General features: G+C 66.2%; 15 protein-coding genes and 1 pseudogene. 8 read left to right on the top strand and 8 right to left on the bottom strand.

Going from position 1 to position 23,518, the window contains the following annotated elements:
* Both ACWKV7_RS13910 and ACWKV7_RS13905 read left to right on the top strand, forming a co-directional pair.
* A pseudogene (locus ACWKV7_RS13910) lies at positions 1-465 on the top strand (alginate export family protein); the annotation flags it as partial.
* 65 nt (positions 466-530) lie between these two features.
* Positions 531-1,313 carry a type IV pili methyl-accepting chemotaxis transducer N-terminal domain-containing protein gene (locus ACWKV7_RS13905; RefSeq protein ID WP_483858278.1) on the top strand — a complete coding sequence of 261 codons (783 nt, stop codon included), beginning with the start codon at positions 531-533 and terminating at the stop codon, positions 1,311-1,313.
* Between the two features lie 145 nt (positions 1,314-1,458).
* Here ACWKV7_RS13905 and glpK read toward each other — a convergent pair whose 3' ends face one another.
* Both glpK and ybaK read right to left on the bottom strand, forming a co-directional pair.
* The gene (gene glpK / locus ACWKV7_RS13900; RefSeq protein ID WP_483858277.1) at positions 1,459-2,946 is read right to left on the bottom strand and encodes a glycerol kinase GlpK; all 1,488 of its coding nucleotides are present in this window, start codon (positions 2,944-2,946) and stop codon (positions 1,459-1,461) included.
* Positions 2,947-2,988: 42 nt separating this feature from the next.
* Positions 2,989-3,459 (bottom strand): Cys-tRNA(Pro) deacylase, encoded by a 471-nt coding sequence (gene ybaK, locus ACWKV7_RS13895; RefSeq protein WP_483858276.1) that lies wholly within the window; start codon positions 3,457-3,459, stop codon positions 2,989-2,991.
* A gap of 101 nt (positions 3,460-3,560) precedes the next feature.
* Here ybaK and ACWKV7_RS13890 point away from each other — a divergent pair, with 101 nt between their 5' ends.
* The 4 genes from ACWKV7_RS13890 (at position 3,561) to ACWKV7_RS13875 (ending at position 9,921) form a co-directional block, all read left to right on the top strand.
* Positions 3,561-4,319 (top strand): DeoR/GlpR family DNA-binding transcription regulator, encoded by a 759-nt coding sequence (locus ACWKV7_RS13890; RefSeq protein WP_483858275.1) that lies wholly within the window; start codon positions 3,561-3,563, stop codon positions 4,317-4,319.
* A gap of 332 nt (positions 4,320-4,651) precedes the next feature.
* The gene (gene glpD / locus ACWKV7_RS13885; RefSeq protein ID WP_483858274.1) at positions 4,652-6,190 is read left to right on the top strand and encodes a glycerol-3-phosphate dehydrogenase; all 1,539 of its coding nucleotides are present in this window, start codon (positions 4,652-4,654) and stop codon (positions 6,188-6,190) included.
* Between the two features lie 181 nt (positions 6,191-6,371).
* Positions 6,372-9,029, top strand: a complete 2,658-nt coding sequence (locus ACWKV7_RS13880; RefSeq protein ID WP_483858273.1) for an autotransporter family protein — start codon at positions 6,372-6,374, stop codon at positions 9,027-9,029.
* Positions 9,030-9,072: 43 nt separating this feature from the next.
* Positions 9,073-9,921 (top strand): alpha/beta hydrolase, encoded by an 849-nt coding sequence (locus ACWKV7_RS13875; protein WP_483858272.1) that lies wholly within the window; start codon positions 9,073-9,075, stop codon positions 9,919-9,921.
* Here ACWKV7_RS13875 and ACWKV7_RS13870 read toward each other — a convergent pair.
* From ACWKV7_RS13870 to ACWKV7_RS13860, 3 genes are all read right to left on the bottom strand, one after another.
* The gene (locus ACWKV7_RS13870) at positions 9,833-10,834 is read right to left on the bottom strand and encodes an alpha/beta fold hydrolase (protein WP_483858271.1); all 1,002 of its coding nucleotides are present in this window, start codon (positions 10,832-10,834) and stop codon (positions 9,833-9,835) included. The genes ACWKV7_RS13875 and ACWKV7_RS13870 overlap by 89 nt on opposite strands.
* Before the next feature lie 173 nt (positions 10,835-11,007).
* Entirely contained in the window at positions 11,008-13,314 is a 2,307-nt protein-coding gene (gene metE / locus ACWKV7_RS13865; protein ID WP_483858270.1) for a 5-methyltetrahydropteroyltriglutamate--homocysteine S-methyltransferase, read from the bottom strand.
* 92 nt (positions 13,315-13,406) lie between these two features.
* The gene (locus ACWKV7_RS13860; protein ID WP_483858269.1) at positions 13,407-13,673 is read right to left on the bottom strand and encodes a hypothetical protein; all 267 of its coding nucleotides are present in this window, start codon (positions 13,671-13,673) and stop codon (positions 13,407-13,409) included.
* 189 nt (positions 13,674-13,862) lie between these two features.
* On the opposite strand from ACWKV7_RS13860, the gene metR reads away from it, so the two are divergent.
* Both metR and ggt read left to right on the top strand, forming a co-directional pair.
* Positions 13,863-14,789: a transcriptional regulator MetR gene (metR, locus tag ACWKV7_RS13855; protein ID WP_483858268.1), complete on the top strand. Its 927-nt coding sequence runs from the start codon at positions 13,863-13,865 to the stop codon at positions 14,787-14,789.
* A gap of 165 nt (positions 14,790-14,954) precedes the next feature.
* Positions 14,955-16,751 (top strand): gamma-glutamyltransferase, encoded by a 1,797-nt coding sequence (ggt, locus tag ACWKV7_RS13850; protein WP_483858267.1) that lies wholly within the window; start codon positions 14,955-14,957, stop codon positions 16,749-16,751.
* Positions 16,752-17,015: 264 nt separating this feature from the next.
* Here the strand turns inward: ggt and malK are convergent, their stop codons facing one another.
* The 3 genes from malK to malT all read right to left on the bottom strand — a co-directional run bounded on the left by malK (position 17,016) and on the right by malT (position 23,425).
* Complete coding sequence (gene malK / locus ACWKV7_RS13845; RefSeq protein ID WP_483858266.1) at positions 17,016-18,131, bottom strand: maltose/maltodextrin ABC transporter ATP-binding protein MalK; 1,116 nt, start codon at positions 18,129-18,131, stop codon at positions 17,016-17,018.
* 92 nt (positions 18,132-18,223) lie between these two features.
* The gene (locus ACWKV7_RS13840) at positions 18,224-19,852 is read right to left on the bottom strand and encodes an alpha-glucosidase (RefSeq protein WP_483858265.1); all 1,629 of its coding nucleotides are present in this window, start codon (positions 19,850-19,852) and stop codon (positions 18,224-18,226) included.
* 828 nt (positions 19,853-20,680) lie between these two features.
* On the bottom strand, positions 20,681-23,425 hold the full coding sequence (gene malT, locus ACWKV7_RS13835; protein WP_483858264.1) for an HTH-type transcriptional regulator MalT: 2,745 nt from the start codon (positions 23,423-23,425) through the stop codon (positions 20,681-20,683).
* Positions 23,426-23,518: the final 93 nt, after the last annotated feature.

The following is a 23,518-nucleotide window of genomic DNA, read 5'->3' as shown; positions in this document are numbered from 1 at the left end:
TACGCCCGGCAGACCGAGTACGCCGACAACCCGCTGGACCTGGACAGCGACTACTACCTGGCCGAGCTGGGCTACACGGTGAAGGGCGTGGCGCTAAAGGCCGGCTACGAGGTGCTGGGTGGCGATGAAGGCCCCGGAAACCGCGCCTTCCAGACCCCGCTGGCGACCAAGCACGCGTTCCAGGGCTGGGCCGACATCTTCCTGCTGACCCCGGCGGCCGGCGTCGAGGATGCCTACCTCGGCGCCAGCGTGCCGCTGTTCGGCGGCATGCTGCAGGCCTGGTACCACGACTTCCGCGCCGAGCGCGGCAGCAGCCAGTACGGCGAGGAACTCGACGTCTCCTACGCCCATGCGATTCCCGGTGTGAAGGGCCTGACCGGGCTGGTGAAGTACGCCGGCTACGATGCCGACGACTTCGCCGTGGACACCGACAAGCTCTGGCTGCAACTGCAGTACAGCTACTGACGAAAACGGCCCCGCCTCGGCGGGGCTCTCCTCGTGCTCTCGCCGCGTGCTTTAGGAGTCTACCCATGCTCAAGCCCCTGCTCGCTTCCCTGCTGCTCGGCTTCGCCCTGCTCAGCCCCTCCACTTGGGCGGCCATCAATGCCGCCGAGGCGATGAACCTGTCCGGCATGCAGCGCATGCTCAGCCAGCGCATCGCCAAGTCATACCTGATGATCGGCGCCGATGTACGCCCGGAACTGGCCGAGCAGCAGCTCGGCCAGAGCATCGCCAAATTCGAGAGCAACTATCTGGCCTTGCTCGACTACGCGCCGACGGCGGACATCCGCCAGGCCATCGAGTCGGTCGGTCAAACCTGGAAACGCTACAGAGACCTGGCGCTGACCCGCCCCGACAAGAGCAACGCCCCGGCCGTGCTGGCCCTCAGCGACCAGTTGCTGGCCGAAAGCGAAAACGTGGTGCAACGGCTCGAACAGCACAGCGGCGGTCAGAGCGCGCGACTGGTCAATCGCAGCGGCCGGCAACGCATGCTCAGCCAACGCATCGCCAAGCTCTACCTGGCCATGAGCTGGGACTTGCCGATCGAGGGACTGCGGGACGATTTCGAGCAGGCGGTGGGCGAATTCGATCTGGCGCTGCGGGAACTGCAGCAGGCCCGGCAGAACACGCCCGGCATCGCCAAGGGCCTGCAGCAGGCCGACGCCCAGTGGCGCTATACCCGGGCTGGCTTCAATCTCTCGACCGATTCCCGCTATGTGCCGACGGTGATCACCACGACGACGGAAACGCTGCTGTGGCAGATGAATACGCTGACCAGCCAGTATGAAGGCGTGATGCTGGCGGGTTCCTGACGCGCTGCCGATCCTGGCGGCGAGATACCCGGGGGCGAGGCTTGGCCTGCCCGCCAGCCGCGCCGGGTTACGTGCTCCAGGCGCCGTGGTCTACCGGGCCCGACCTCGCGAACCAGGTCGGCCGGCGCCGCCCGAACCCTGTGCCCTAACCTTCGCTGCGTACCCGTTGTACCGCGTTCAGCCAGCCCAGGTAGAGTTTGGCCCGCGGCTCGTCGGCCATGCGCGGCTCGAAGCGCTGCTGGCGCTGCCAGTGGCTGGCGACCTCCTCGAGGTCGCGGAAGATGCCCGCCTTGAGGCCGGCCAGGTAAGCCACGCCAAGGGCCGTGGTCTCGGTGACCTCCGGGCGTTCAACCGGAACACCGAGAATATCGGCGAGGAACTGCATCACCCAGTTGTTCACCACCATGCCACCGTCGACCCGCAGCGCGCTGGGTGCCGCGGCGCCGTCCTGGCGCATGGCTTCGAGTAGGTCGCGGGTCTGGTAGCAGACCGATTGCAGGCCGGCGGTGACAATCTCCTTGATGCCGGTATCGCGGGTCAGGCCGAAGATCGCGCCGCGGGCTTTCGGGTCCCAGTAGGGCGCGCCGAGACCGGTGAACGCCGGCACCAGATAGACGCCGCAGGCATCGCCGGTCTGCTCGGCCAGGGCTTCGGAATCGCTGGCGTGGCTGATCAGCTTGATGCCGTCGCGCAGCCACTGCACGGCGGCACCGGCGACGAAGATGCTGCCTTCCACCGCATAGGTGACCTTGCCGTTCAGGCGATAGCCCACCGTGGTGAGCAGGCGGTTCTTTGAGGCTACCGGGGTGTCGCCGGTGTTCTGGATCATGAAGCAGCCGGTGCCATAGGTGCTCTTGACCATGCCCGGCTGGAAGCAGGCCTGACCGACCAGCGCAGCCTGCTGGTCGCCGGCCATGCCGAGCACCGGGATCGGCGCGCCGAGCAGCCCAGCATCGCAGACGCCGAACTCGGCGGCGCAATCCAGCACCTCGGGCAGCAGGCTGCGGGGAATGTCGAACAGCGCCAGCAACTCGTCGTCCCATTGCTGGCTGTGGATGTTGAACATCAGGGTGCGCGAGGCGTTGCTGGCGTCGGTGCGGTGCACCTTGCCACCGGTCAGGCGCCAGAGCAGGAAGCAGTCGACCGTGCCGAAACGCAGCTCGCCACGCTCGGCCCGCTCGCGGGCGCCGGGCACGCTGTCGAGTATCCAGCGCAGCTTGGTGGCGGAAAAGTACGGGTCGATCAGCAGCCCGCTCTTGGCGCTGACCATCGCCTCGTGTCCGGCGGCCTTGAGCTCGGCGCAGTAGTCCGCCGTGCGGCGATCCTGCCAGACGATGGCCGGGTGGATCGGCGCACCGCTGGCGGCATCCCACACCAGGGTGGTTTCCCGCTGGTTGGTGATGCCGATGGCGACGATCTGCTCGGCGCTCAACCCGTCCTGCTGCAGTGCCTGTCGGCAGACGTCCAGGGTGCTCTGCCAGATCTCCTCGCCGTCATGCTCGACCCAGCCGTCCTTGGGGAAGTACTGCTTGAATTCCTGCTGTGCACGGGCCACCGGCCGGCCCTCGGTGTCGAATACGATGGCGCGGCTGCTCGTGGTGCCTTGGTCAATCGCAAGTAGGTACTGGGCCATGCTCGGGTTCCTTATTGTTCTGGGCGAGGTGATTGGGCAGGTTCATTCGCGGCCAATGGCGGCGAACTGGGCTTGGGTGTGCTGCGCCAATAGCGCGGCGGCGAGTTCCACTTCCAGGCCGCGGCGGCCGGCGCTGACGTAGATGGTCGGAAAGGCCTTGGCGGTCTCGTCGATGAAGGTGCGCAGGCGCTTCTTCTGCCCCAGCGGGCTGATACCGCCAAGCAGATAGCCGGTGGCGCGCTGGGCGGCGCTCGGGTCGGCCATGTCGGCCTTCTTAACCCCCGCGGCCTGGGCCAGGCTTTTCAAATCGAGACTGCCGGCGACGGGGACCACCGCCACCAGCAGCTCGCCCTTTTCGCTGGCGGCCAACAGTGTCTTGAATACCCGCGCCGGTTCCAGGCCGAGTTTCTCCGCCGCCTCCAGGCCGTAGGACGGCGCCTTGGGGTCGTGGTCATAGCTGTGCACGCGATGCTCGGCACGGGCTTTCTTCAGCAGATCGATGGCAGGTGTCATGTTCGAATGTGAAAATCCGCGACAGGATTCGCGTACCATAGCCGAAAATTCGCGCTTGGGCAGCTCCCGGCTATAATGCCGGCCATTCCAAGGGAGCCCCTATGAGCCTAGCGCCTCGCCAACAGCGCATTCTCGACCTCGCCCGCGAGCGCGGCTACGTCAGCATCGACGAGCTCGCCCAGGTCTTCGCCGTCACCCCGCAGACCATTCGTCGCGACATCAACCAGCTGGCCGAACAAGGCCTTCTACGACGCACCCACGGCGGTGCTGCCAGCGAAGCGTCGAGCATTCAGAACACCGCCTACGGCATGCGGGCCGGGCAGATGCGCGATGAAAAGCAGCGCATCGCCGAAGCCATTGCCGCAGTGATTCCCAATCACGCTTCGCTGTTCATCAACATCGGCACCACCACCGAAGCCATCGCCCGCGCCCTGCTCAACCACACTGGTCTGAAAATCATCACCAACAACTTGCACGTGGCCGCCCAACTCAGCGCCAAGGACGATTTCGAGGTGCTGGTGGCCGGCGGCACGGTGCGCAGCGACGGCGGCGTGGTCGGCCAGGCGGCAGTGGATTTCATCCACCAGTTCAAGGTCGATTTCGCCCTGGTGGGCATCAGCGGCATCGACGAAGACGGCAGCCTGCTGGACTTCGACTACCAGGAAGTGCGCGTTTCCCAGGCGATTATCGACAACGCGCGGCAGGTCTTCCTCGCCGCCGACTCCAGCAAGTTCGGTCGCAACGCCGTGGTGCGTCTGGGGCCGATCACCCTGGTCGACCGAGTGTTCACCGACCACGTCCCTCCCGCCCCCATCGCCCGCCTGCTCAGCGAACAGAAGATCCACCTCGACCTGGTCTGAACCGCTCCAGAGCCTGCCAGGCCTGACGCTGGCGGCTGCGGAGAAGCCGGAGCTGGCCATTCTCGATGCTTTCCCTAGGTACGCGCCCCTACAAGTCGTTGCTGGATTGGCGAAGCGGCTATCGGGATGCCCAGGTCATGTCTGATTCCTGTAGGGGCGAATCCATTCGCCTGAGTTGCATGGCTATCCGTCCTGGCCCTGGCACCGTACTCGAACACTTACCTTGACCACTTGGCGCGAAAGTGATCATCGGGCTGGTCAAGTCGAGCGTCTTCGACTAATCTGTTTTCGGAAGTGAACATATCCTGTTCGATTTCGACTGACGGTGCCCCATGACTCAAAAAGACAACCTCACCGCTCCCGTTGCCGAAGTGTATGACCTTGCCGTTATCGGCGGCGGCATCAACGGCGTCGGCATCGCAGCCGATGCGGCCGGCCGTGGCCTGTCGGTCTACCTCTGCGAAAAGGACGACCTGGCCCAGCATACCTCCTCGGCCAGCAGCAAGCTGATCCACGGCGGCCTGCGCTACCTGGAACATTACGAATTCCGTCTGGTGCGCGAGGCCCTGGCCGAACGCGAAGTGCTGCTGGCCAAGGCACCGCACATCGTCAAGCCGATGCGCTTCGTGCTACCCCACCGCCCGCACCTGCGGCCGGCCTGGATGATTCGCGCCGGCCTGTTCCTCTACGATCACCTGGGCAAGCGCGAGAAACTGCCAGGCTCGCACAGCCTGCGCTTCGGCATCACCAGCCCGCTGAAAGCCGAGATGAAGCGCGGCTTCGAGTACTCCGACTGCTGGGTCGACGACGCCCGCCTGGTCGTGCTCAACGCGATGGCCGCCCGCGAGCAAGGCGCCCATGTCCATACCCACACCCGTTGCGTCAGCGCCCGGCGCAGCAAAGGCCTTTGGCACGTGCACCTGGAGCGCGCCGACGGCAGCCTCTACTCGATCCGCGCGCGTGCACTGGTGAATGCCGCCGGCCCCTGGGTGGCACGCTTCATCAAGGACGACCTGAAGCAGAAGTCGCCCTACGGCATCCGCCTGATCCAAGGCAGCCACATCATCGTGCCGAAGCTCTATGACGGCGATCACGCCTATATTCTGCAGAACGAAGACCGGCGCATCGTCTTCGCCATTCCTTATCTGGAGCGCTTCACCCTGATCGGCACCACCGACCGCGAATACCAGGGCGACCCGGCCAAGGTGGCGATCACCGACGGTGAGATCGACTACCTCCTGCAAGTGATCAATGCCCACTTCAAGCAGCCCATTGCCCGTGGCGACATCCTGCACACCTACGCGGGTGTCCGCCCCCTGTGCGACGACGAATCCGACGAGCCCTCGGCCATCACCCGCGACTACACCCTGGCGCTTTCCGCCGAACCGGGCGAGGCGCCCCTGCTCTCGGTGTTCGGCGGCAAGCTGACCACCTATCGCAAGCTGGCCGAGTCGGCCCTGGCGCAGCTCGCACCGTACTTCCCGAAACTGAAACCGAGCTGGACCCACCACAGCCCGCTGCCCGGTGGCGAGGACATGACCAGCCGCAGCGCCCTGGTGGAGGCCCTGTGCGCCGAACACGCCTGGCTGCCGACCACCCTCGCCCGCCGCTGGGCCGCCACCTATGGCAGCCGCAGCCACCGTCTGCTGCAGGGCGTTTCGACGCTGGAAGGCATGGGCGAACAGATTGGCGCCGATCTCTATGCACGCGAAGTCGACTACCTGTGCGATGAAGAATGGGCCCACGACAGTGCCGACATCCTCTGGCGCCGCACCAAGCTCGGCCTGTTCCTGAGTGCCACCGAGCAGGAGCAGCTGGCCGCCTACCTGAAAACGGCACACCCGCCCAAAGCGACCGTGCACGCAGCCTGACAGCACGCATGTTTCCCGCACCCCGCTTCGGCGGGGTTTTTTATGTGCGCAAAACCAGCCAAAGGACCGGGGGCCGAAAGCCCGAAGGTGAAGGGTAGGATGGCTCGACTGGCAGGAAGCCTCAGGTCGTATCAAGGCACCAAGCCGCCCAGCTATCACCTGACCTTTCAAGGACGTGAACATGCCCCTCGTACCTATTGGCAGAGCGCTGCTCGTTCTGACCGCTCTGTTATCCCCAACGCTTCGAGCCAGCACCCTGCATCTGGATGGCACCCCCATGGTGCTCCATGCCAGCGACTACAACGAACCCCTGACGCTGACCGGCCAGGCTGCTGGCACGACTCACGCCGTCGAGTTGACCAGGCAGTTGCCGGATCTCGATCTGCTGCTTGGGCTGACCAACCAGGCCAGGCTGCATGCCAGTGCCGAAGGCGCGCAGGCGCTGTCGTTGCACGGCGACGGCAGCGGCTCCCCTCTTACCCTTGCACTGATGGCCGGCGACCTCGAAAACAAGGGGTGGCTGTCGGCGCAAGGCGCCCAGGCAAGCGGGCTCTTCGTCGGCGATAACGCAGGCATTACCGGCCAGTTGAACAATGGCGGCCGCATCGAAAGCGAAGGTGTCGGGGCGGCGGGCATCCGGCTACAGAACTCCGCAGCGCTGCTCGCTGACTTGGCCAACAGCGGTCGCATCGAAGCGCGGGGTAACGGCGCCCGCGGTATCGCACTCTCGCTGGCCGGGATTGCCGGCAGCCTGGAGAACAGCGGCTGGATAAGCGCCACGGGGCGCAACGGCACCGCCATCGAGCTGGGCCAGACCAGTCATGTTGGCGCCATCGTCAATCAGCAGTCCGGCAAGGCCCTCGCCTCGGGGGACCACGCCCGAGGCATCGCGATCGCCCTGGGCTCCATGCAGTCTTCTTCGATCTCCCTCCGCAACTACGGCCTGGTCCGCAGCGAGGGGTTGGAAAGCATCGGGATTTTCGTCGACCACCCCGGCAATCTCTCGCTGCTGCGTAACGATGGCATCATCCAGGCGCGTGGCGAAAATAGCCGCGGGCTCCTGCTTGGCAGCGGCTATCTGGACGACGCCACCGCCACCCCCGGCCTGCAGTTGGTCAACACCGGCACGCTCGCTGCCGAGGGCATCGCCATCGAAGCCCTGGCCTCTTCCGTCGGCCATGACGCCTCTCCCTGGCTGAAAATCGATATGGAGCAGGGTTTGCTCGCCGGGAAAAGCGCCGCGATCAAGGGTGCCGGCAACATCATCCTGAACTTCAACGGTGGCGAGATCCGCGGGGACCTGCTGGGCCTGCACGAGATGTTCGCCAGCAACGGTGCCCGCTTCAGCGGTCAATTGATCCAGGCCCCCACCCTTTGGATCAGCTCGCTGGATCTGGTACAGCCGCATACCCGCCTCGAAGGCGATCTGCAGATGGCGGAGGGCACGCTCGATCTCAACCTCCAGCCTCGAACCGACCCGCACCGCGCCATTCTGGAGGTCAGCGGAACGGCGCGGTTTGGTCAATCCGGGCCAAGTACCCTGCGCCTGAAGGCTACCGCAGAGGACTTCCGCTCCCTGTCATCCCGTCGCTATACGCTGCTGAGCGCCAGCCATATAGACGTCCAAGGTGCCGGCAGCGGTTCAGGGCTGCAGGTGGTCAGCCAGTCCGACCTGCTGCGGATCGAGCGCTTCGCAGTGACCGACACCCAGATCAGCGCGGACGTCAGTGGCCTGACACCCGCCCAGGCCAGCGACTATCTACGCCAGCAAGGCGCGGGCTACCACATACTGCCGGCATTCGCCGCCTTCTATGGCACTACCCTGGGGCAACTCGACGAGCAAGACCCGCTGTTCGAGGCGACGGTCAGCAGCAATGGAGAAGCGCTAGCGCGGCTCGCGCAGCAACTCACCCCGGACGCCAACGGAGCCACCAGCCTCACCTCGCACAGCAACCTCAACCTGGTCGGCAACACCTTGCAGCAACGCAGCGCCGGGTTGCGCGGGCTCTCTTCCGGTGATGAGCTCAGCGAAACCGGACTCTGGCTGCAGGCACTCAGCAACGATACCGACCAAGGCACTCGCCAGGGCATTCCGGGTTTCGACGCTGACAGCCAGGGCCTCGCCATTGGCATGGATGGGCAGTTGAGTGATCACTCCCACCTGGGCATCGCCTACAGCTACCTCGACAGCGACGTGCGCAGCCAGAGCGGCAGCACCACGGATGCGGAAAGCCATGCCCTGACCCTGTACGGCGCCTATAGCCAGGGCCCCTGGTTCCTCGATGCCAGCCTTACCTACGGCCGGGGCGATAACCGCAGCAAGCGCTATGTCGCCGGCACTCGCGTCGAGGGCGACTACGACAGCACGCTATGGGGGCTGAGTCTGCTCGGCGGCCATGTCGTCGAGCTGGATGCGGGTTGGCAACTCGAACCCCGCGTTGCGGCACGCTACAGCCATGTGACGCTGGACAGCTATCGCGAGTCAGGCTCCGCCGCGGCGCTGGCGATCGGCAGTCAGACCCATGAGGTGGGCGAGCTGGGGGCCGGCATGCGTTTCGCCGGCCGCTTCGAGCTGGGCGGGGGGAGTCTCGAACCGGAGGCACGGTTGATGGCCTACCATGACTTCATCGCCGATCGGGTCAGCAGCACCAGCAGCTTCGTGGTGGGCGGCGCCCCCTTCGTCACGCCGGGCGCCAGCCCCGCACGCGACAGCTACGAGGCTAGCCTCGGTTTGAACTATCGCCTTGGTGCGACCAGTGTCGGGCTGAGCTATGACCACCTCACGAGGGCCGACTTCTCCAGTGATACCGTGCACGCCAAGCTCCGCTACGACTTCTGACAAAAGCCCCATACCGCGCCGTGTCCTGCTCCTGATCGCCTGCATGGCGGCACTGAGCGGCTGCGTTACACCGGTGGTCGACCTGGAGCAACTTGCCGAACAATCCCGGCATCAGGTCGCCACCCTGGCCACGGGCTCGTTTCAACTGCGAGCGCTCATCCCCAGGGAGGGCCCGCCGGGCGGCCGTCTGCGGGTGTATCTGGAAGGGGATGGCCGGGCCTGGGTCACGCGTAATCAGCCCAGTCTCGACCCAACGCCCAGGAACCCATTGGTGCCGAGCCTGGCGCTGTCCGATCCTCGTCCCAGCGTCTACCTTGCGCGGCCCTGCCAATATGTCCAATCCCCGCGCTGCGCGCCGCCTTACTGGACCCAGCAGCGCTACGGGCAGGAGGTCGTCGACAGCCTTAACGAGGCGCTGGAGCAGCTCAGGCAACGCTACGCAGCCACCTCCTTCGAGCTGATTGGCTATTCCGGGGGAGGCACGCTGGCGTTGTTGCTGGCCGCGACGCGCAACGACATCGCCCAGGTACAAACCTTGGCAGGCAATCTCAGCCCGCGCTTGTGGGCACGGTATCAGCGCCTAACGCCTCTCCTAGGCTCGCTGGACCCGCTGGATTACGCCGCCGTCCTCAGGCATCTGCCGCAACGGCATCTCGCGGGCGAGCGAGACACCATCATTCCCCTTGCCTTACAGGACGACTTCGCTAGACAACTGGGTCCCAGTGACTGCATGGAAAAGGTGGTGCTCGATGCCGACCACTGGAGCGGCTGGTCGACGCGGTGGCCGGCTTGGCGTGATCGGCCTATCGAATGTAGGTCCCAGCCAATTGCGCCTCGCCCACCCGGTGCGCGCTCAAATACGGCAGCACCGCCGCCAGCAGCGGCTCCTTGAAGGCTTCTTGGAAGCGATGGGCCAGGCCGGGGATGAGCTTCAGCTCGCTGCCTTTGATATGGGCGGCTACGTGCACGCCGTGCATTACCGGCAGCAGTGGATCGGCGGTGCCATGAACCACCAGGGTCGGCACGCGCAGGCGGTTGAGCAGCCCGACCCGGCTGGGCTCGGCAAGAATCGCCAGTAACTGGCGCTGCACGCCTTCGGGATTGAAGGCGCGGTCGTAGGCTTCGGCGGCCTGTTGCAGCAGCAGCTCGCGGTCGTCGGCGACCCGCGGGCTGCCGAGGGCGGCGAGCAGGTCGGCTTGCTGCTCGATGGCCACTTCGCGGCTCGGCGCTTCCCGGCGAGCCAGCAGTTCCAGCAAGGCGCCATCGGGGGCGGGCAGGCCCTGGGCGCTGGAACTGGTCATGATCAGGGTCAGGCTCATCACCCGCTGCGGTGCCAGGTCGGCCATGTGCTGGGCGATCATGCCGCCCATGCTGGCGCCCAGCAGGTGGAAGCGCCCCACGCCCAGCGTGTTCATCAGGCCCAGGCCGTCACGGGCCATGTCGCGCAAGCGATACGGTGCCGTCACCGCCAGGCCGAGCCGATAGCGCAGCGCCTCATAGGCGAGGTTGGCCGGCGGCGCGGCGTGCTTCCAGCGCGACAGACCCACGTCGCGATTGTCGAAGCGGACCACGCGAAAGCCCTGCTGGCAGAGGCGCACCACCACTTCGTCGGGCCAGTGGATAAGCTGCCCGCCAAGCCCCATGACCATCAGCAGCACCGGGTCGCGCTCGCGGCCGATGCTCTGATAGGCCAGGGTCAGGTCGCCCACGTCGGCATGCTCGGTGGGCACCCGGGGATCGCAAGGGGAGGCCGCGAAAGACGGCAGGCCGCAGAGTAGCGCGGCCAGAAACAGGACAACACGCATGTTCGAAACACCAACGAATGCAACTTCCAGTAGATCGGAATTCTGCGGATGTTCGTTCGTGCGCACTGCCACAAAAGCATGACAATTTGATGAAGGCCGCCGAGCGGTCACCGACGGCTGTGATTCTTCGGCGCGGCAGGGCGGGACCGGGCGCTCGCGAGCGCCCGGCAGGATCAGGCCGGCAGCGCCTCGCGCAGTTGCCGCGCGGCTTCCACCATGTTCTTCAGCGCCGCCTCGGTTTCCGCCCAGGCGCGGGTCTTCAGCCCGCAGTCGGGGTTGACCCACAGCCGCTCCACCGGGATGCGCCTGGCGGCCCGTTGCAGCAGCTCGACCATTTCGCCCACCTGCGGCACCCGCGGCGAGTGGATGTCGTAGACGCCGGGGCCGATCTCGTTGGGGTAGGCGAAGTGCTCGAAGGCGTCCAGCAGTTCCATCTGCGAGCGCGAGGTCTCGATGGTGATCACATCGGCGTCCATCGCCGCGATGGCTTCGATCACGTCGTTGAATTCGCTGTAGCACATGTGGGTATGGATCTGCGTGCCATCGGCCACTCCCGAGCTGCACAGGCGGAACGCCTCGACTGCCCAGTCCAGGTAGGCGCCGCGCTCGGCCTGACGCAGCGGCAGGCCCTCGCGAAACGCCGCCTCGTCGATCTGGATGATGCCGATGCCGGCGGCCTCCAGGTCCCGGACCTCATCGCGAATGGCCAGCGCCAGTTGCCGCGCCTGGGTCTCGCGAGGCAGGTCGTCGCGGGCGAAGGACCACATCAGCATGGTCACCGGGCCGGTCAGCATGCCCTTGAGCGGTTTGTCGGTGAGGCTCTGGGCGAAGCGGATCCACTCCACGGTCATCGGGCGCGGGCGGCTCAGGTCGCCATAGATGACGGCCGGTTTGACGCAGCGCGAACCGTAGCTCTGCACCCAGCCGAAGCGGGTGAAGGCGTAGCCGTCCAACTGCTCGGCGAAGTATTCGACCATGTCGTTGCGCTCAGCTTCGCCGTGCACCAGCACGTCCAGCCCCAGGTGTTCCTGGATGCGCACCGCCTCGGCGATTTCCGCACGCATGGCAGCGATGTAGCCGGCCTCGTCGAGGTTGCCCTGCTTGAAATCCCGACGCGCCTGGCGGATCGCCGTCGTCTGCGGGAAGGAGCCGATGCTGGTGGTGGGGAACGCCGGCAGCCGCAGGTGCGCACGCTGTTGAGCGATGCGCTCGGCAAACGGGGTGGCGCGGCGGCAGTCATCGGCGGTCACCGCCTGCAAGCGCGCCTGCACCTCGGCCTTGTGGATGCGCGGCGAGCGCTTGCGGCTTTCCTGCACCTGCTGGTTGTGGGCCAGCGCCGCCTTCACCTCGTGGGCCTCTGGCTGATCCACGGCACGGGCGAGCAAGGCCACCTCGGCGCACTTCTGCACGGCGAACGCCAGCCAGCTCTTCAACTCTTCGTCCAACCGGTCCTCCCGCTCTAGGTCCACCGGACTGTGCAACAGCGAGCAGGAGGGCGCGACCCACAGGCGCTCGGCAAACCGCTCGCCGGCCTGCTGCAGCAAGCCCAGGGCCTGTTGCAGGTCGCAGCGCCAGATGTTGCGGCCGTCCACCACGCCGAGGGACAGCACCTTGTAGGGCGGCAGGCGATCCAGCACGCCCGCCAGTTGTTGCGGCGCCCGCACCAGATCGATATGCAGGCCGTCCACCGGCAGGCCGACCGCCAGCCCGAGGTTGTCTTCCAGGCCACCGAAATAGGTGGCCACCAGTTTCTTCAGCGGTGCGTGCTGGAGCAGGTGATAGGCGCGCTCGAAGGCGTTCTTCCAGTCCTGCGGCAGGTCCAGCACCAGGATCGGCTCGTCGATCTGCACCCACTCCACCCCCTGCGCCGCCAACCGACCGAACACTTCGCCATAGAGCGGCAGCAGGCGATCGAGCAGATCCAGTCGGTCGAACGACTCGCCCTTGGCCTTGCCCAGCCACAGGTAGGTCAGCGGGCCGAGCAGCACCGGCTTGACCCTGTGCCCGAGGGCACGGGCTTCGTCGACCTCCTCGAACAATTGCTGCCAGCTCAGGCGGAACGACTGGTCAGCGGTGAATTCCGGCACCAGATAGTGGTAGTTGCTATCGAACCACTTGGTCAGCTCCTGGGCCTGGAGCGTCTGCGCCTGTGCGCTGCCGCAGCAGCTGTGGGTGGCGCCACGGGCCATGGCGAACAGGGTCTCCAGGCCAACCTTGCCGTCGGCGGCACGGAAGCGTTCGGGGATCACGCCAAAGGTCAGCGACTGGGTCAGCACCTGGTCGTACCAGGCGAAATCGCCTACCGGCAGCAGTTCGATGCCGGCGTCCTTCTGCGCCTGCCAGTGGGCGGCGCGCAAGTCGCGGCCGACGGCGCGCAGGCCGGCTTCGTCCAGCTCGCCGCGCCAGTGGGCTTCGAGGGCTTTCTTCAGCTCGCGGTCGCGGCCGATACGGGGGAATCCAAGGGTGTGGGCCAGTGCCATGGGAGCGTCTCCATACGGTTGATGGAGGCGATTGTCGGTGCGATGAAAGAATGAGACAAACTCAAGTTACTACACTTCATCTAAAGATATTCTCATGTTGCATCCGTATCCAGACGCCCAAACCCGTGACCGACCGTGACCGCAAAATGCATGCAGGCCGCTGGCAGCGAGGCACCCATGACGAACGACGACGCACCGAGCAATCTGCAGGAACTGCTGCAACGGGTCGAGCAGTCGAGTGCGGGATAGGACCAGGCTGCCTTCGCCAATTCCCTCAACGGCACCGCATTGACCGCCTTGGGGCTGGCGCTGTTCACCCACGATGGCGTGCCGGAGATCCTGGCGTTCGCATATTGCATCGGCAGCCTCCTGCTGTTCGGCCAGCCCCTGCTCTCCTAGCCGGCTCGACAGCCAATCGGGCTTGGGGGACACTTGCATCGTTCGATGAACGACGTTCATGCAGACTGCCTCGCACCCGGCTGGCCGCCGTAGCCATAGCGAGCCTTCTGCCGGCATCTCACCCCAAGCAGTCCGAGTGATCCGCCACCATGCTGGAAATCCGCCACCTGAAGACCCTTCATGCACTTCGCGAAGCTGACAGCCTGGTGGACGCCGCCGAGCGCCTGCACCTGACCCAATCGGCGCTGTCCCACCAGTTCAAGGAACTGGAGGAGCGCCTCGGCATGCAGCTATTCGTGCGCAAGACCAAGCCGCTGCGCTTCACCAGCGCCGGGCTGCGCCTGCTGCAACTGGCCGATGCGGTGCTGCCGCAACTGCGTGGCGCCGAGCGCGACCTGGCGCGGCTGGCCGGCGGCACGGCGGGCCGCCTGCATATGGCCATCGAGTGCCACAGCTGCTTCCAGTGGCTGATGCCGACCATCGACCAGTTCCGCGATGCCTGGCCGGAGGTGGAGCTGGACCTGGCCTCGGGCTTCTCCTTCGCTCCGCTGCCGGCGTTGGCCCGCGGCGACCTGGACCTGGTGGTGACCGCCGACCCGGTGGAGATGGCCGGCATCAGCTACGTGCCGCTGTTTACCTACGAGGCGCTGCTGGCGGTTGCCAACCAGCACGCGCTGGCCAGCAAGCCCTACATCGTGCCGGAGGATCTGGCCACGGAGACGCTGATCAGCTACCCGGTGGAGCGCGACCGGCTGGATATCTTCACCCGTTTCCTCGATCCGGCTGACATCGAGCCGGCCGGGGTCCGTACCGCCGAGCTGACGGTGATGATGCTGCAACTGGTGGCGTCCGGGCGCGGGGTCTGCTGCCTGCCGAACTGGGCGATCCACGAGTACAGCTCCCGCGGCTATGTCACTGCCAAGCGCCTTGGCGATAAAGGCCTGGTCGCCACCCTCTATGCCGCCATTCGCGCGGACATGCTCGATGCCCCATTCATGCGCGACTTCCTGCTGACCGCCAAGGACACCTCCTTCGCCACCCTCGAAGGCGTCAGCGTGGCGCCGAAGAGCCGCTGAGCCGGCGCATTGACAGCCAACGCCCCTCACCGATCAGGCCCTCATTTCCCGGACCGGCGAGCGGCAACCGAGCAGCCGTTGGCAGTCTCGCCACCCAAGGTGCAACACGGTTCCGCATCGCTTGTCTGCTAGGGTGCACAACAATCCATCCAACAGGAGCTTGCCATGCCCAGCGGACGCGCAACCCTCGCCGTCAGTTTTACCCTGCTTGCCCTCGCCGCCTGCCAGACCCGAGACAGGGCACTCGACTACCAGATTCCGCAGATGCCGGAGGCCGCCAGCGGCTATCAGGCCAAGCCCGGCTGGGCCATGGAAAAATACGCCGTCGCGGCCGCCAATCCGCTGGCCACCGATGCCGGCTACCAGGTGCTCAAGGCCGGCGGCAACGCCCTGGACGCAGCCATCGCCGTACAGATGGTGCTGGCGCTGGTGGAGCCGCAATCCAGCGGGCTCGGTGGCGGCGCCTTCCTGATGTACTGGGACGGCCAGCAGCTGGAAGCCTTCGACGGGCGCGAAACGGCACCGGCGGCGGCCAGCGAAGAGCTGTTCCTGAATCCCGACGGCACACCCATGGACTTCATGGCCGCAGTGGTCGGCGGCCGTTCGGTCGGCGTGCCCGGCGTGCTGAAGATGCTCGAAACCGCCCACCGCGAACACGGCAAGCTGCCCTGGGCGACGCTGTTCACCCCGGCGATTCGCCTGGCCGAACAGGGCTTCGCGGTCAGTCCGCGGCTGAACAGCCTGTTGGCGGCGGATACCTACCTGCGGCAGAACCCGGCGGCGGCCGCCTTCTATTACCAGGCGGACGGCTCGCCGCTGCCGGTCGGCACGCAATTGCGCAACCCGGCGCTGGCGCAGTTGCTGCGGGATATCGCCGAGCACGGCAGCAGTGCCTTCTATGAGGGCGCGGCGGCCGAGGCGATGGTCAGGCAGGTCAACCGGAGCGCCAACCCCGGCCGCCTAAGCCTGGAGGACCTGGCCGGCTACGAGGCGAAGAAGCGCCTGCCGCTGTGCACGCTCTGGCAGCGCCAATACCGGGTCTGCGGCTTCCCGCCCCCCTCCTCCGGCCACCTGACGATGATGCAGATCCTCGGGCTGCTGGAGCAGGTGCCGCCCCTGGAGCCGCTGGAAAACGAGCTGCCGACGCCGACCTTCCTGCACCAGTACAGCGAAGCGTCGAAGCTGGCCTATGCCGATCGCGCCCAATACATCGGCGACCCGGACTACACCCTGGCCCCCGGCGGCAACTGGAACAGCATGCTGGCGCCGGACTATCTCAAGCAGCGCGCCGCGCTGATCGGCTCGCGCAGCATGGGCACGGCCCAACCCGGCGTGCCGGCACCTATGCCGCTGGCCTATGCGCCCCAGGCCGACCAGCCGGAACACGGCACCAGCCACATCAGCATCGTCGACGCGGACGGCAACGCCCTGGCGATGACCACCACCATCGAATCGGCATTCGGCTCGCGGCTGCTGAACGACGGCGGCACCGGCCTGCCGGGCGGTTTCCTGCTGAACAACGAGCTGACCGACTTCGCCTTCGTGCCCCGCGACGCCCAGGGCCGCCCGGTGGCCAACCGCGTCGAGCCGGGCAAACGGCCGCGCTCGAGCATGACGCCGACCCTGGTGTTCGATGCCAACAACGGCCAATTGCTGGCCAGCGTCGGCTCACCGGGCGGTGCGGCGATTATCCACTTCACCGGCAAGACCCTGCTGGGCCTGTACGGCTGGCAGTTGAACGCGCAGAAGGCCATCGACCTGCCCAACTTCGGCAACTTCAACGGCCCGACCGTGCTGGAGGCCGGGCGCTTCCCGGCCGCCACAGTGGCAGCGCTCAAGCAACGCGGCCAGGAAGTGAACGAGATGGAAATGACCAGCGGCCTGCAAGCCATCCAGCGCACGGTGACAGGCTGGTTCGGCGGCGCCGACCCGCGCCGCGAAGGCGTGGTGATGGGGGAATAACACCCTCGTGCGCCGTGAGGTGGGCCAGCAGCGCAGGCCACGGAATCGAATCGCCGCGACACCGCTGGCGCGCTGCATAACCCACCACAACGAGGTCACGTGCCATTCGTTGGGCTTCGCTGCGCTCAACCGCAACCGATGGACGTACGGGCTGTAGGTTGGGTTGAGGTACGAAGCCCAACGAGCGGATTGCCTGCCATCGACGGGGTTCGGATTGTCTCGGCCACCACGCGCTCGGCGCGCCTAACCACCCTACGCGCTTTTCTACCCGTGAATCGCCGGCTCGCGGTAATGCCGTTTGCATGCCTGGCCGTCGGCGCGGAACAGGTGGCATTTGTCGGCTCGCAGGCCGGCGACGTAGGGCTGGCCGGCGGCGACACGGCGGTTGCCGTCGCAGCGCAGGGTGACCATGTGATCCACCCCTTCCAGATCGAGGTAGAGCAGATTGTGGTCGCCCAGGCGCTCGGCGACGCCGATCTGCCCGTGGAAAGCGATGTCGGCCTGGTCCGGCTCGACGAAATGCTCCGGGCGTACCCCCAGCGTGAGGCTGTCGCCGGGGTTGACCAGGCTGCCGTCCACCGGCAGGCGCAGGCGATAGCCGCCGGGCAGTTCAACTTCCACCGTCTCGGCGCTGGCCTGGGTGGCCCTGACCTCGAGGAAATTCATCTGCGGCGAGCCGAGGAAGCCGGCGACGAACTGGTTCTGCGGGTAGTGGTACAGCTCCAGCGGCGGCCCGACCTGGGCGATCTCGCCGGCATTGAGCACGACGATCTTGTCGGCCATGGTCATGGCCTCCACCTGATCATGGGTGACGTAGATCATGGTGGACTTCAGCCGCTGGTGCAGGCGCGAAATCTCGATGCGCATCTGCACCCGCAGGAAGGCATCGAGGTTCGACAGCGGCTCGTCGAACAGGAACACCTTGGGTTCGCGCACCAGCGTACGGCCGATGGCCACGCGCTGGCGCTGGCCGCCGGAAAGGTCCTTGGGCTTGCGTTCGAGCAGCTTGTCCAGCTGCAGGATGCGCGCGACCTCCTCCACCTTGCGCTGGATCTCACCCTTGTTGACCTTGGCCAGCTTGAGGCCGAAGGCCATGTTTTCTGCCACCGTCATGTGTGGATAGAGCGCGTAGGACTGGAACACCATGCCCACCGAGCGATCCATCGGCGGCAGGTCGTTGACCCGCTGCGAGCCGATCAGCAGGTCGCCGTCGGTGATGTCCTCAAGTCCGGCGATCAGCCGCAGCAGGGTCGATTTGCCGCAGCCGGACGGCCCAACGAAGACGACGAATTCGCCGTCCTGGATCTCCAGATCGATATTGCGGGTAATGCGGATGTCGCCGTAACTCTTGCAGATATTGCGCAGGGTGACGCTGGCCATCTTTGACTCCTCAGACAGGGCGCGGGCCCGTGCCGACCATTGCAGAATGCCGAAGCCGGTTCAAGGCGAAGCACCGCGAACCGGCGACCGGCTCAACCAAGCAGGCGGGCGAAGCCGAAGCCATGGGCCGGCAGCTCTACCCAGCGGCCGAGGAACTGCGCGGTGCTGGCCGGCACTTCGAGCAGCGGTTCGACCATGGATTTCAGCGGGTAGCGGCGCTGTTCGTCGCCGAGATTGAACAGGCACAGCCAGACCTGCTCGCCCAGCCGCCGCTCGAACACCAGCAACGCGTCGTCGTGGTGCACCATGCGGATGTCGCCCTCGATCAACACCGGCTGGTCCTGGCGCCAGGCGAGGAAGTTCCGGTAGCAGTTGAGCATGGAGTTCGGGTCCCGTTCCTGGACGGACACCGCCAGGGGCCGGTGCGAATCGGGCAGTGGCAGCCAGGGCCTGTCCAGGGTGAAACCGCCATGCACGTCGCCTTCTTCCCAAGGCATAGGCGTGCGGCAGCCGTCGCGACCCTTGAATTCCGGCCAGAAGCGCAGGCCATAGGGATCGACCAGTTCCTCGTAGCGCAACTCGGCTTCCGGCAGGCCCAGTTCCTCGCCCTGGTAGAGGCAGACGCTGCCCCGCAGGGACAACAGCAGGGCCATCATCAGCCGCGCGCGCTGCGGGTCGGGCTGGCCATTCAGCGCCCAGCGGCTGATCACCCGCACCACGTCGTGGTTACCGGTGGACCAGCAGGGCCAGCCGTCGCCCAGTTCCTTCTCGATGCTCTCCAGGGTGTGGCGGATGAACGCCGGGCTGCACTGCTCGGTGAGCAGGTCGAAGGAATAGGCCATGTGCAGCGTATCGCCGCCGCCGGTGTAGGCCGCCATGGTGCGCAGCGAGTTGTCGCAACCGACCTCGGCCACGCTCGAGCTGCCGGGGTAGCGCTCCAGCAGCGCGCGCAGGCGACGCAGGAAGCCGAGGTTCTCCGGCTGGGTCTTGTCGTAGAGGTGCTGCTGGTAGGCGTAGGGATTGTCGGCGCGCACACCGATGCTGCCCTCGCGGATTTCCAGGTTCGGTGGGTTGTCCCGTAGCAGGCGATCATGGAAGTAGAAGTTCGCCGCATCCAGGCGGAAGCCGTCCACACCGCGCTGCAGCCAGAACTCCATATCGTCGAGCAGCTGCCGCTGTACCGCCTCGCAGTGGAAGTTGAGGTCCGGCTGGCTGGAGAGGAAATTGTGCAGGTAGTACTGCTTGCGCCGGCTGTCCCAGCTCCAGGCCGGGCCGCCGAATACCGACAGCCAGTTGTTTGGCACCGTGCCGTCCGGCTTCGGGTCGGCCCAGACGTACCAGTCGGCCTTGGGGTTATCGCGGCTGGAGCGGCTCTCGGCGAACCAGGGATGCTGGTCGGACGAGTGGTTGAGCACCTGGTCGATGAACACCCGCAGACCACGCTCGTGGGCCGCCGCGATCAACCGGTCGAAATCCTCCAAGGTGCCGAACAGCGGGTCGACGCCCCGATAGTCGGCCACGTCGTAGCCGAAATCATCCATCGGCGAGGTGAAGAACGGCGACAGCCAGATCGCATCCACCTTGAGGCTGGCAATGTAGTCGAGCTTTTCCAGCACGCCAGGCAGGTCGCCGACGCCGTCGCCGTTGCTGTCGAAGAAGCTGCGCGGATAAACCTGATAAATGACGCCACCGCGCCACCAATCCTTACGGAGGACAGTCATACAGCGAACCCTTGGATGTCAGTGATTACTCCAGGCCACTGTAGGGTGCGCCCGGTATCGCCACATCATCCCGTGAGGATATTTATCGGGCTGATGGGTTGGGCGTAGGGGGAGGAGACTCGGGGGATGAGGCCCTCCGGCGGTGCCGGGACCCTGCGTCGGTGGCGCGACAGGCTCCTGCGTTGCCGGCCCCTGGTTACCGGCCTTCGCCGGTATGACGGGGTATGGGCATGGCGTGGTACGTCAGGCCGCTGTCCTGGCGATGGTCGGGACCCTGCACCGGTGGCGCGACAGGCTCCTGCGTTGCCGGCCTTCGCCGGTATGACGGGGTATGGGGATGGCGTGGTACGTCAGGGCCGTCGTCCCGGCGAAGGCCGGGACCCAGGATGGGCGGTGCGAGTGGCTCCTGCGCCTACGCTTCGGCAGTCCTTCCACGATGAGACTCGCTGGTTTGAGAGTGTCACCTGGCTGATCGGGTCTGACACTCCGAGGGGAGCGCCCCTCTCCCCAACCCTCTCCCGGTGGGAGAGGGGGTGGCTGGTGCCTACCTCGGGTCGGGTGTGAGGCTTCGCGCCATTGCGCGACCATCGACCACGCAAGGAGCGCTCTGCTCCCCTCTCCCTCCGGGAGAGGGGCCGGGGGTGAGGGTGGCGGGGCTTCTTGCGGGCCGCCCGCTGTGGTGGTTCACGCCACTTCTCCACTAGACGTCCACCCAGCCCTCTTCCACGCGGGGAGAGGGGCTACGCGCCGTGGATCAGCGCGTAGCCCGGACTTCACCAACGACGCCCACCTCGTCCTTGCAGACACCCGACGAGCAATCCCCGCCCGCTACTCCCCCTGAATCTTGCTCAATAGACTCCTGGCCAGCTGCACCGCCTCGCTGCGGTGGGTGATGTTGAGCTTCTGGTAGAGGCTGCGGATGTGCGTCTTGATGGTAGTGGGCGCAACGTTGAGGTGTTCGGCGATCTGCTCGTTGGACTGGCCGGCATGGATCAGGCTGAGCACCTGCCATTCGCGGCGGGTCAGCGGCGAGTGGCGGATCAGTTCGGGCACATCGGGGCGGTTGATGATGTCCTGGATCACTGCCTCGTCCAGGGTGATGCGGATGGCCCGGCTGAAGTCGCGCTGCTGCTGGGCCAGCTGGATCAGGCGGTTAGCCCGCTGCTGTTCCAGCTCGTCCAACCTGCGCTCGTGCTGCAGCGCCTTGAGCATGGCGATCAGCACTTTGCCGGCACGCAGGAAGCTACCGATGGCGCCGGTGGCATTGGCCAGGGTCAACGCCTTGTGCAGGTGGTCGAGCGCGGCCTGGCGCTCTTCCCGCTGCCAGTGCAGTTGCGCCTGGAGGATCTGGTTGCGGTTCTGGTCCATCACCAGGTGATGGCGCTCGGCCTCGGCCTGCAACTGGCGCAGGATCGGCAGGGCGCGTTCGCTCTGATTCAGCGACAGGTACGCACGCACGTGGTTGCGCGCGTTGCACTGGGTGAAATGGTTGACTGCCGGCGCCAGCGGCGGCGCGGTGCCGAGCCATTGCTGGATGGCTTCCTTGTCCTGGGTCGACTCCCAGTAGCCGAGCATCACCGAGTGGGCATTGGCGCGCCAGTCAATGTGGTAGCTGTCGTCGGCCAGCATGCTCTGCAGCTTGGCGATGTAGTCGGCGCAGACATTCTGCTGGCCGCGGGCGTGGGCGATGCGGGCCAGCAGCACATAGCACTGCAGGAACCAGTGGTCACCCACCGCGTCGAGAATCTCGATGCCCTGCAGTGCGGTCTGCTCGGCGGCGTCCAGGTGGTGCCATTCCCAGAGCACCTGGCCGCGGATGCGGTAGATGAACTCCATGATCGGCGTGGCCTGCAACTGCTCCTGCTCGATGTACTGCATGGCCCGCTCCTGCAGGTTGTAGGCCTTTTGCAGGAAGCCCTGGGCGATGGCGATTTCCGATAGCTGGCCGAGGCTCCAGAGCACCTGGTGCGACGCATGGATATCGCGGGCGCGGCGCTCGGCTTCTTCGTACTGCTTCTGTGCCTGCACCAGCGCGCCCTGGACGAAGTGCGCCTCGGCCAGCGCCGACAGCGCCGCCACCTTGGAGGTGCGCATGATCATCGGCTCGCCGGCCAGCGCCTCGCGGGCCAGGGCGATGGCCTTCTGCTCGTCGCCCTGGTTCATCGCGACCTGGGCGCGCACGGCCTTGAACTCGCCTTCGATACGTGTCCATTCCTGGGGCGAGCAACTCTCCTGCAAGGCCTGCTCGCCAGCCTTGAACCAGCGTTCGACCTGGTCGAACTGGTACTGATTCTGCGACACCCAGGCTTGCAGCAGGGTGAACAGTGGCGAGCCGGCGATGGTGCCTTCCGGCAAAGCCTCCAGGCACTGTTGCAGCAGGCTCAGGCGACCCTGGCGATAGAACTGCCGGCCATGGCTCTGCAGCACCTGGGCGACCCGCTGCGGGTTGCGCGCCAGCACCGCATGGCGGGCGGCCTCCTCCGGCATCTGCTCTTCGATCAATGCCTCGGCGGCGCGCAGGTGCAACGCGGCGATGCGGTGCGGCTGGTGGGTGCGCAGCTCGCCCTGGAGGAAACAGGCGAACAGCGGATGGTAGGCGAACCATTGGCGCAGGCCGTCGAGCGGCTGCAGGAACAGGCCCTCGCGCTCCAATCGCTCGAGCATTTCGCGGCCATTGCAGGTTTCAGTCAGGCGATCGGCCAGGGCGGCGCTGAAGCGCTCCAGCAGGCAGGTCGACTGCAGGAAATCGAGGGTCTGCGCGTCGAGGTTGTCGAGCACCTGTTCGCGCAGGTAGTCGCGAATGTACGGATGGCCGAGTTGCAGGCTCTCCAGGAACAGGTCCATGCCGCGTCCGGTCTGCACTTCCTGCACCGCCAGTTGCAGGGCGCAGGGCCAGCCGCCGATGCGCCGGTTGAGCCGCTCGATCTGCTCGCGATTGATGTTTACCGGCAGCCCGAGGGCCAGGACCGATTGCACTTCGTCGTGCTCGAAGGCCAGGTGGCTGGCGTCCAGCGCCAGCAACTGGTTCTTCACCCGCAGCTCGGCTACGCCCAGCTCCGGCAGGCCGCGGCTGCATACCAACAGCGTCAGCCAGTCGGGCATGTGGCGCAGGAAGAAGCGCAGCGCGCGAATCGCCGCGCGGTTGTGCAGCGCCTCGAACTCGTCGAGCACCAGCAGCAGCGGTTCGTGTTCGGTCGGCAGCTCGGCGAGCAGGCGGGTCAGCAGCGCTTCGAAGCCCTCGCCGCCCTGCTCCGCCAGCAGCAGGCTCAGCGGGCAGCCGTTATCCAACTGGCGGTCGAGCGCATGTACCAGATAGCGGCCGAGCTGGGCCGCGTCGTTGTCGCTGGCGTGCAGTTGCAACCAGGCGACCTTGCCGGGAAATGCCTGCGTCCACTGACAGGCCAGGGTGGTCTTGCCGAAGCCGCTGGCAGCCTGCAGCACGGCCAGGCGCACCTGCGGCAAGCGCTGCAGCCACTCGTCGAAACGCGGCCGCTCGACCAACCCCTTGGGCAGCGCCGGCACCATCAGCTTGGCCGGAATCAAAGGCAACGGCGCGGGGGTCGCGGCACTCATGGAACGTCTCCCGTTAGTTCTGGTTGTTCGGGTAGCGTCGGATCATACGTCAAGCGAAGCGGTAAAAACGCGAGCGCGGTGGCCTCTTGGTAG

The sequence above is a fragment of the Zestomonas ipomoeae genome, assembly GCF_057128665.1.
This window is presented reverse-complemented; position numbering and strand designations above follow the sequence as displayed.

Coding starts and splice junctions, on each gene's coding strand:
- ACWKV7_RS13905 (WP_483858278.1), top strand. CDS start 531: ATGCTCAAGCCCCTGCTCGCTTCCCTGCTGCTCGGCTTCGCCCTGCTC.
- glpK (WP_483858277.1), bottom strand. CDS start 2,946: ATGGCCCAGTACCTACTTGCGATTGACCAAGGCACCACGAGCAGCCGC.
- ybaK (WP_483858276.1), bottom strand. CDS start 3,459: ATGACACCTGCCATCGATCTGCTGAAGAAAGCCCGTGCCGAGCATCGC.
- ACWKV7_RS13890 (WP_483858275.1), top strand. CDS start 3,561: ATGAGCCTAGCGCCTCGCCAACAGCGCATTCTCGACCTCGCCCGCGAG.
- glpD (WP_483858274.1), top strand. CDS start 4,652: ATGACTCAAAAAGACAACCTCACCGCTCCCGTTGCCGAAGTGTATGAC.
- ACWKV7_RS13880 (WP_483858273.1), top strand. CDS start 6,372: ATGCCCCTCGTACCTATTGGCAGAGCGCTGCTCGTTCTGACCGCTCTG.
- ACWKV7_RS13875 (WP_483858272.1), top strand. CDS start 9,073: ATGGCGGCACTGAGCGGCTGCGTTACACCGGTGGTCGACCTGGAGCAA.
- ACWKV7_RS13870 (WP_483858271.1), bottom strand. CDS start 10,834: ATGCGTGTTGTCCTGTTTCTGGCCGCGCTACTCTGCGGCCTGCCGTCT.
- metE (WP_483858270.1), bottom strand. CDS start 13,314: ATGGCACTGGCCCACACCCTTGGATTCCCCCGTATCGGCCGCGACCGC.
- ACWKV7_RS13860 (WP_483858269.1), bottom strand. CDS start 13,673: ATGCAATATGCGAACGCCAGGATCTCCGGCACGCCATCGTGGGTGAAC.
- metR (WP_483858268.1), top strand. CDS start 13,863: ATGCTGGAAATCCGCCACCTGAAGACCCTTCATGCACTTCGCGAAGCT.
- ggt (WP_483858267.1), top strand. CDS start 14,955: ATGCCCAGCGGACGCGCAACCCTCGCCGTCAGTTTTACCCTGCTTGCC.
- malK (WP_483858266.1), bottom strand. CDS start 18,131: ATGGCCAGCGTCACCCTGCGCAATATCTGCAAGAGTTACGGCGACATC.
- ACWKV7_RS13840 (WP_483858265.1), bottom strand. CDS start 19,852: ATGACTGTCCTCCGTAAGGATTGGTGGCGCGGTGGCGTCATTTATCAG.
- malT (WP_483858264.1), bottom strand. CDS start 23,425: ATGAGTGCCGCGACCCCCGCGCCGTTGCCTTTGATTCCGGCCAAGCTG.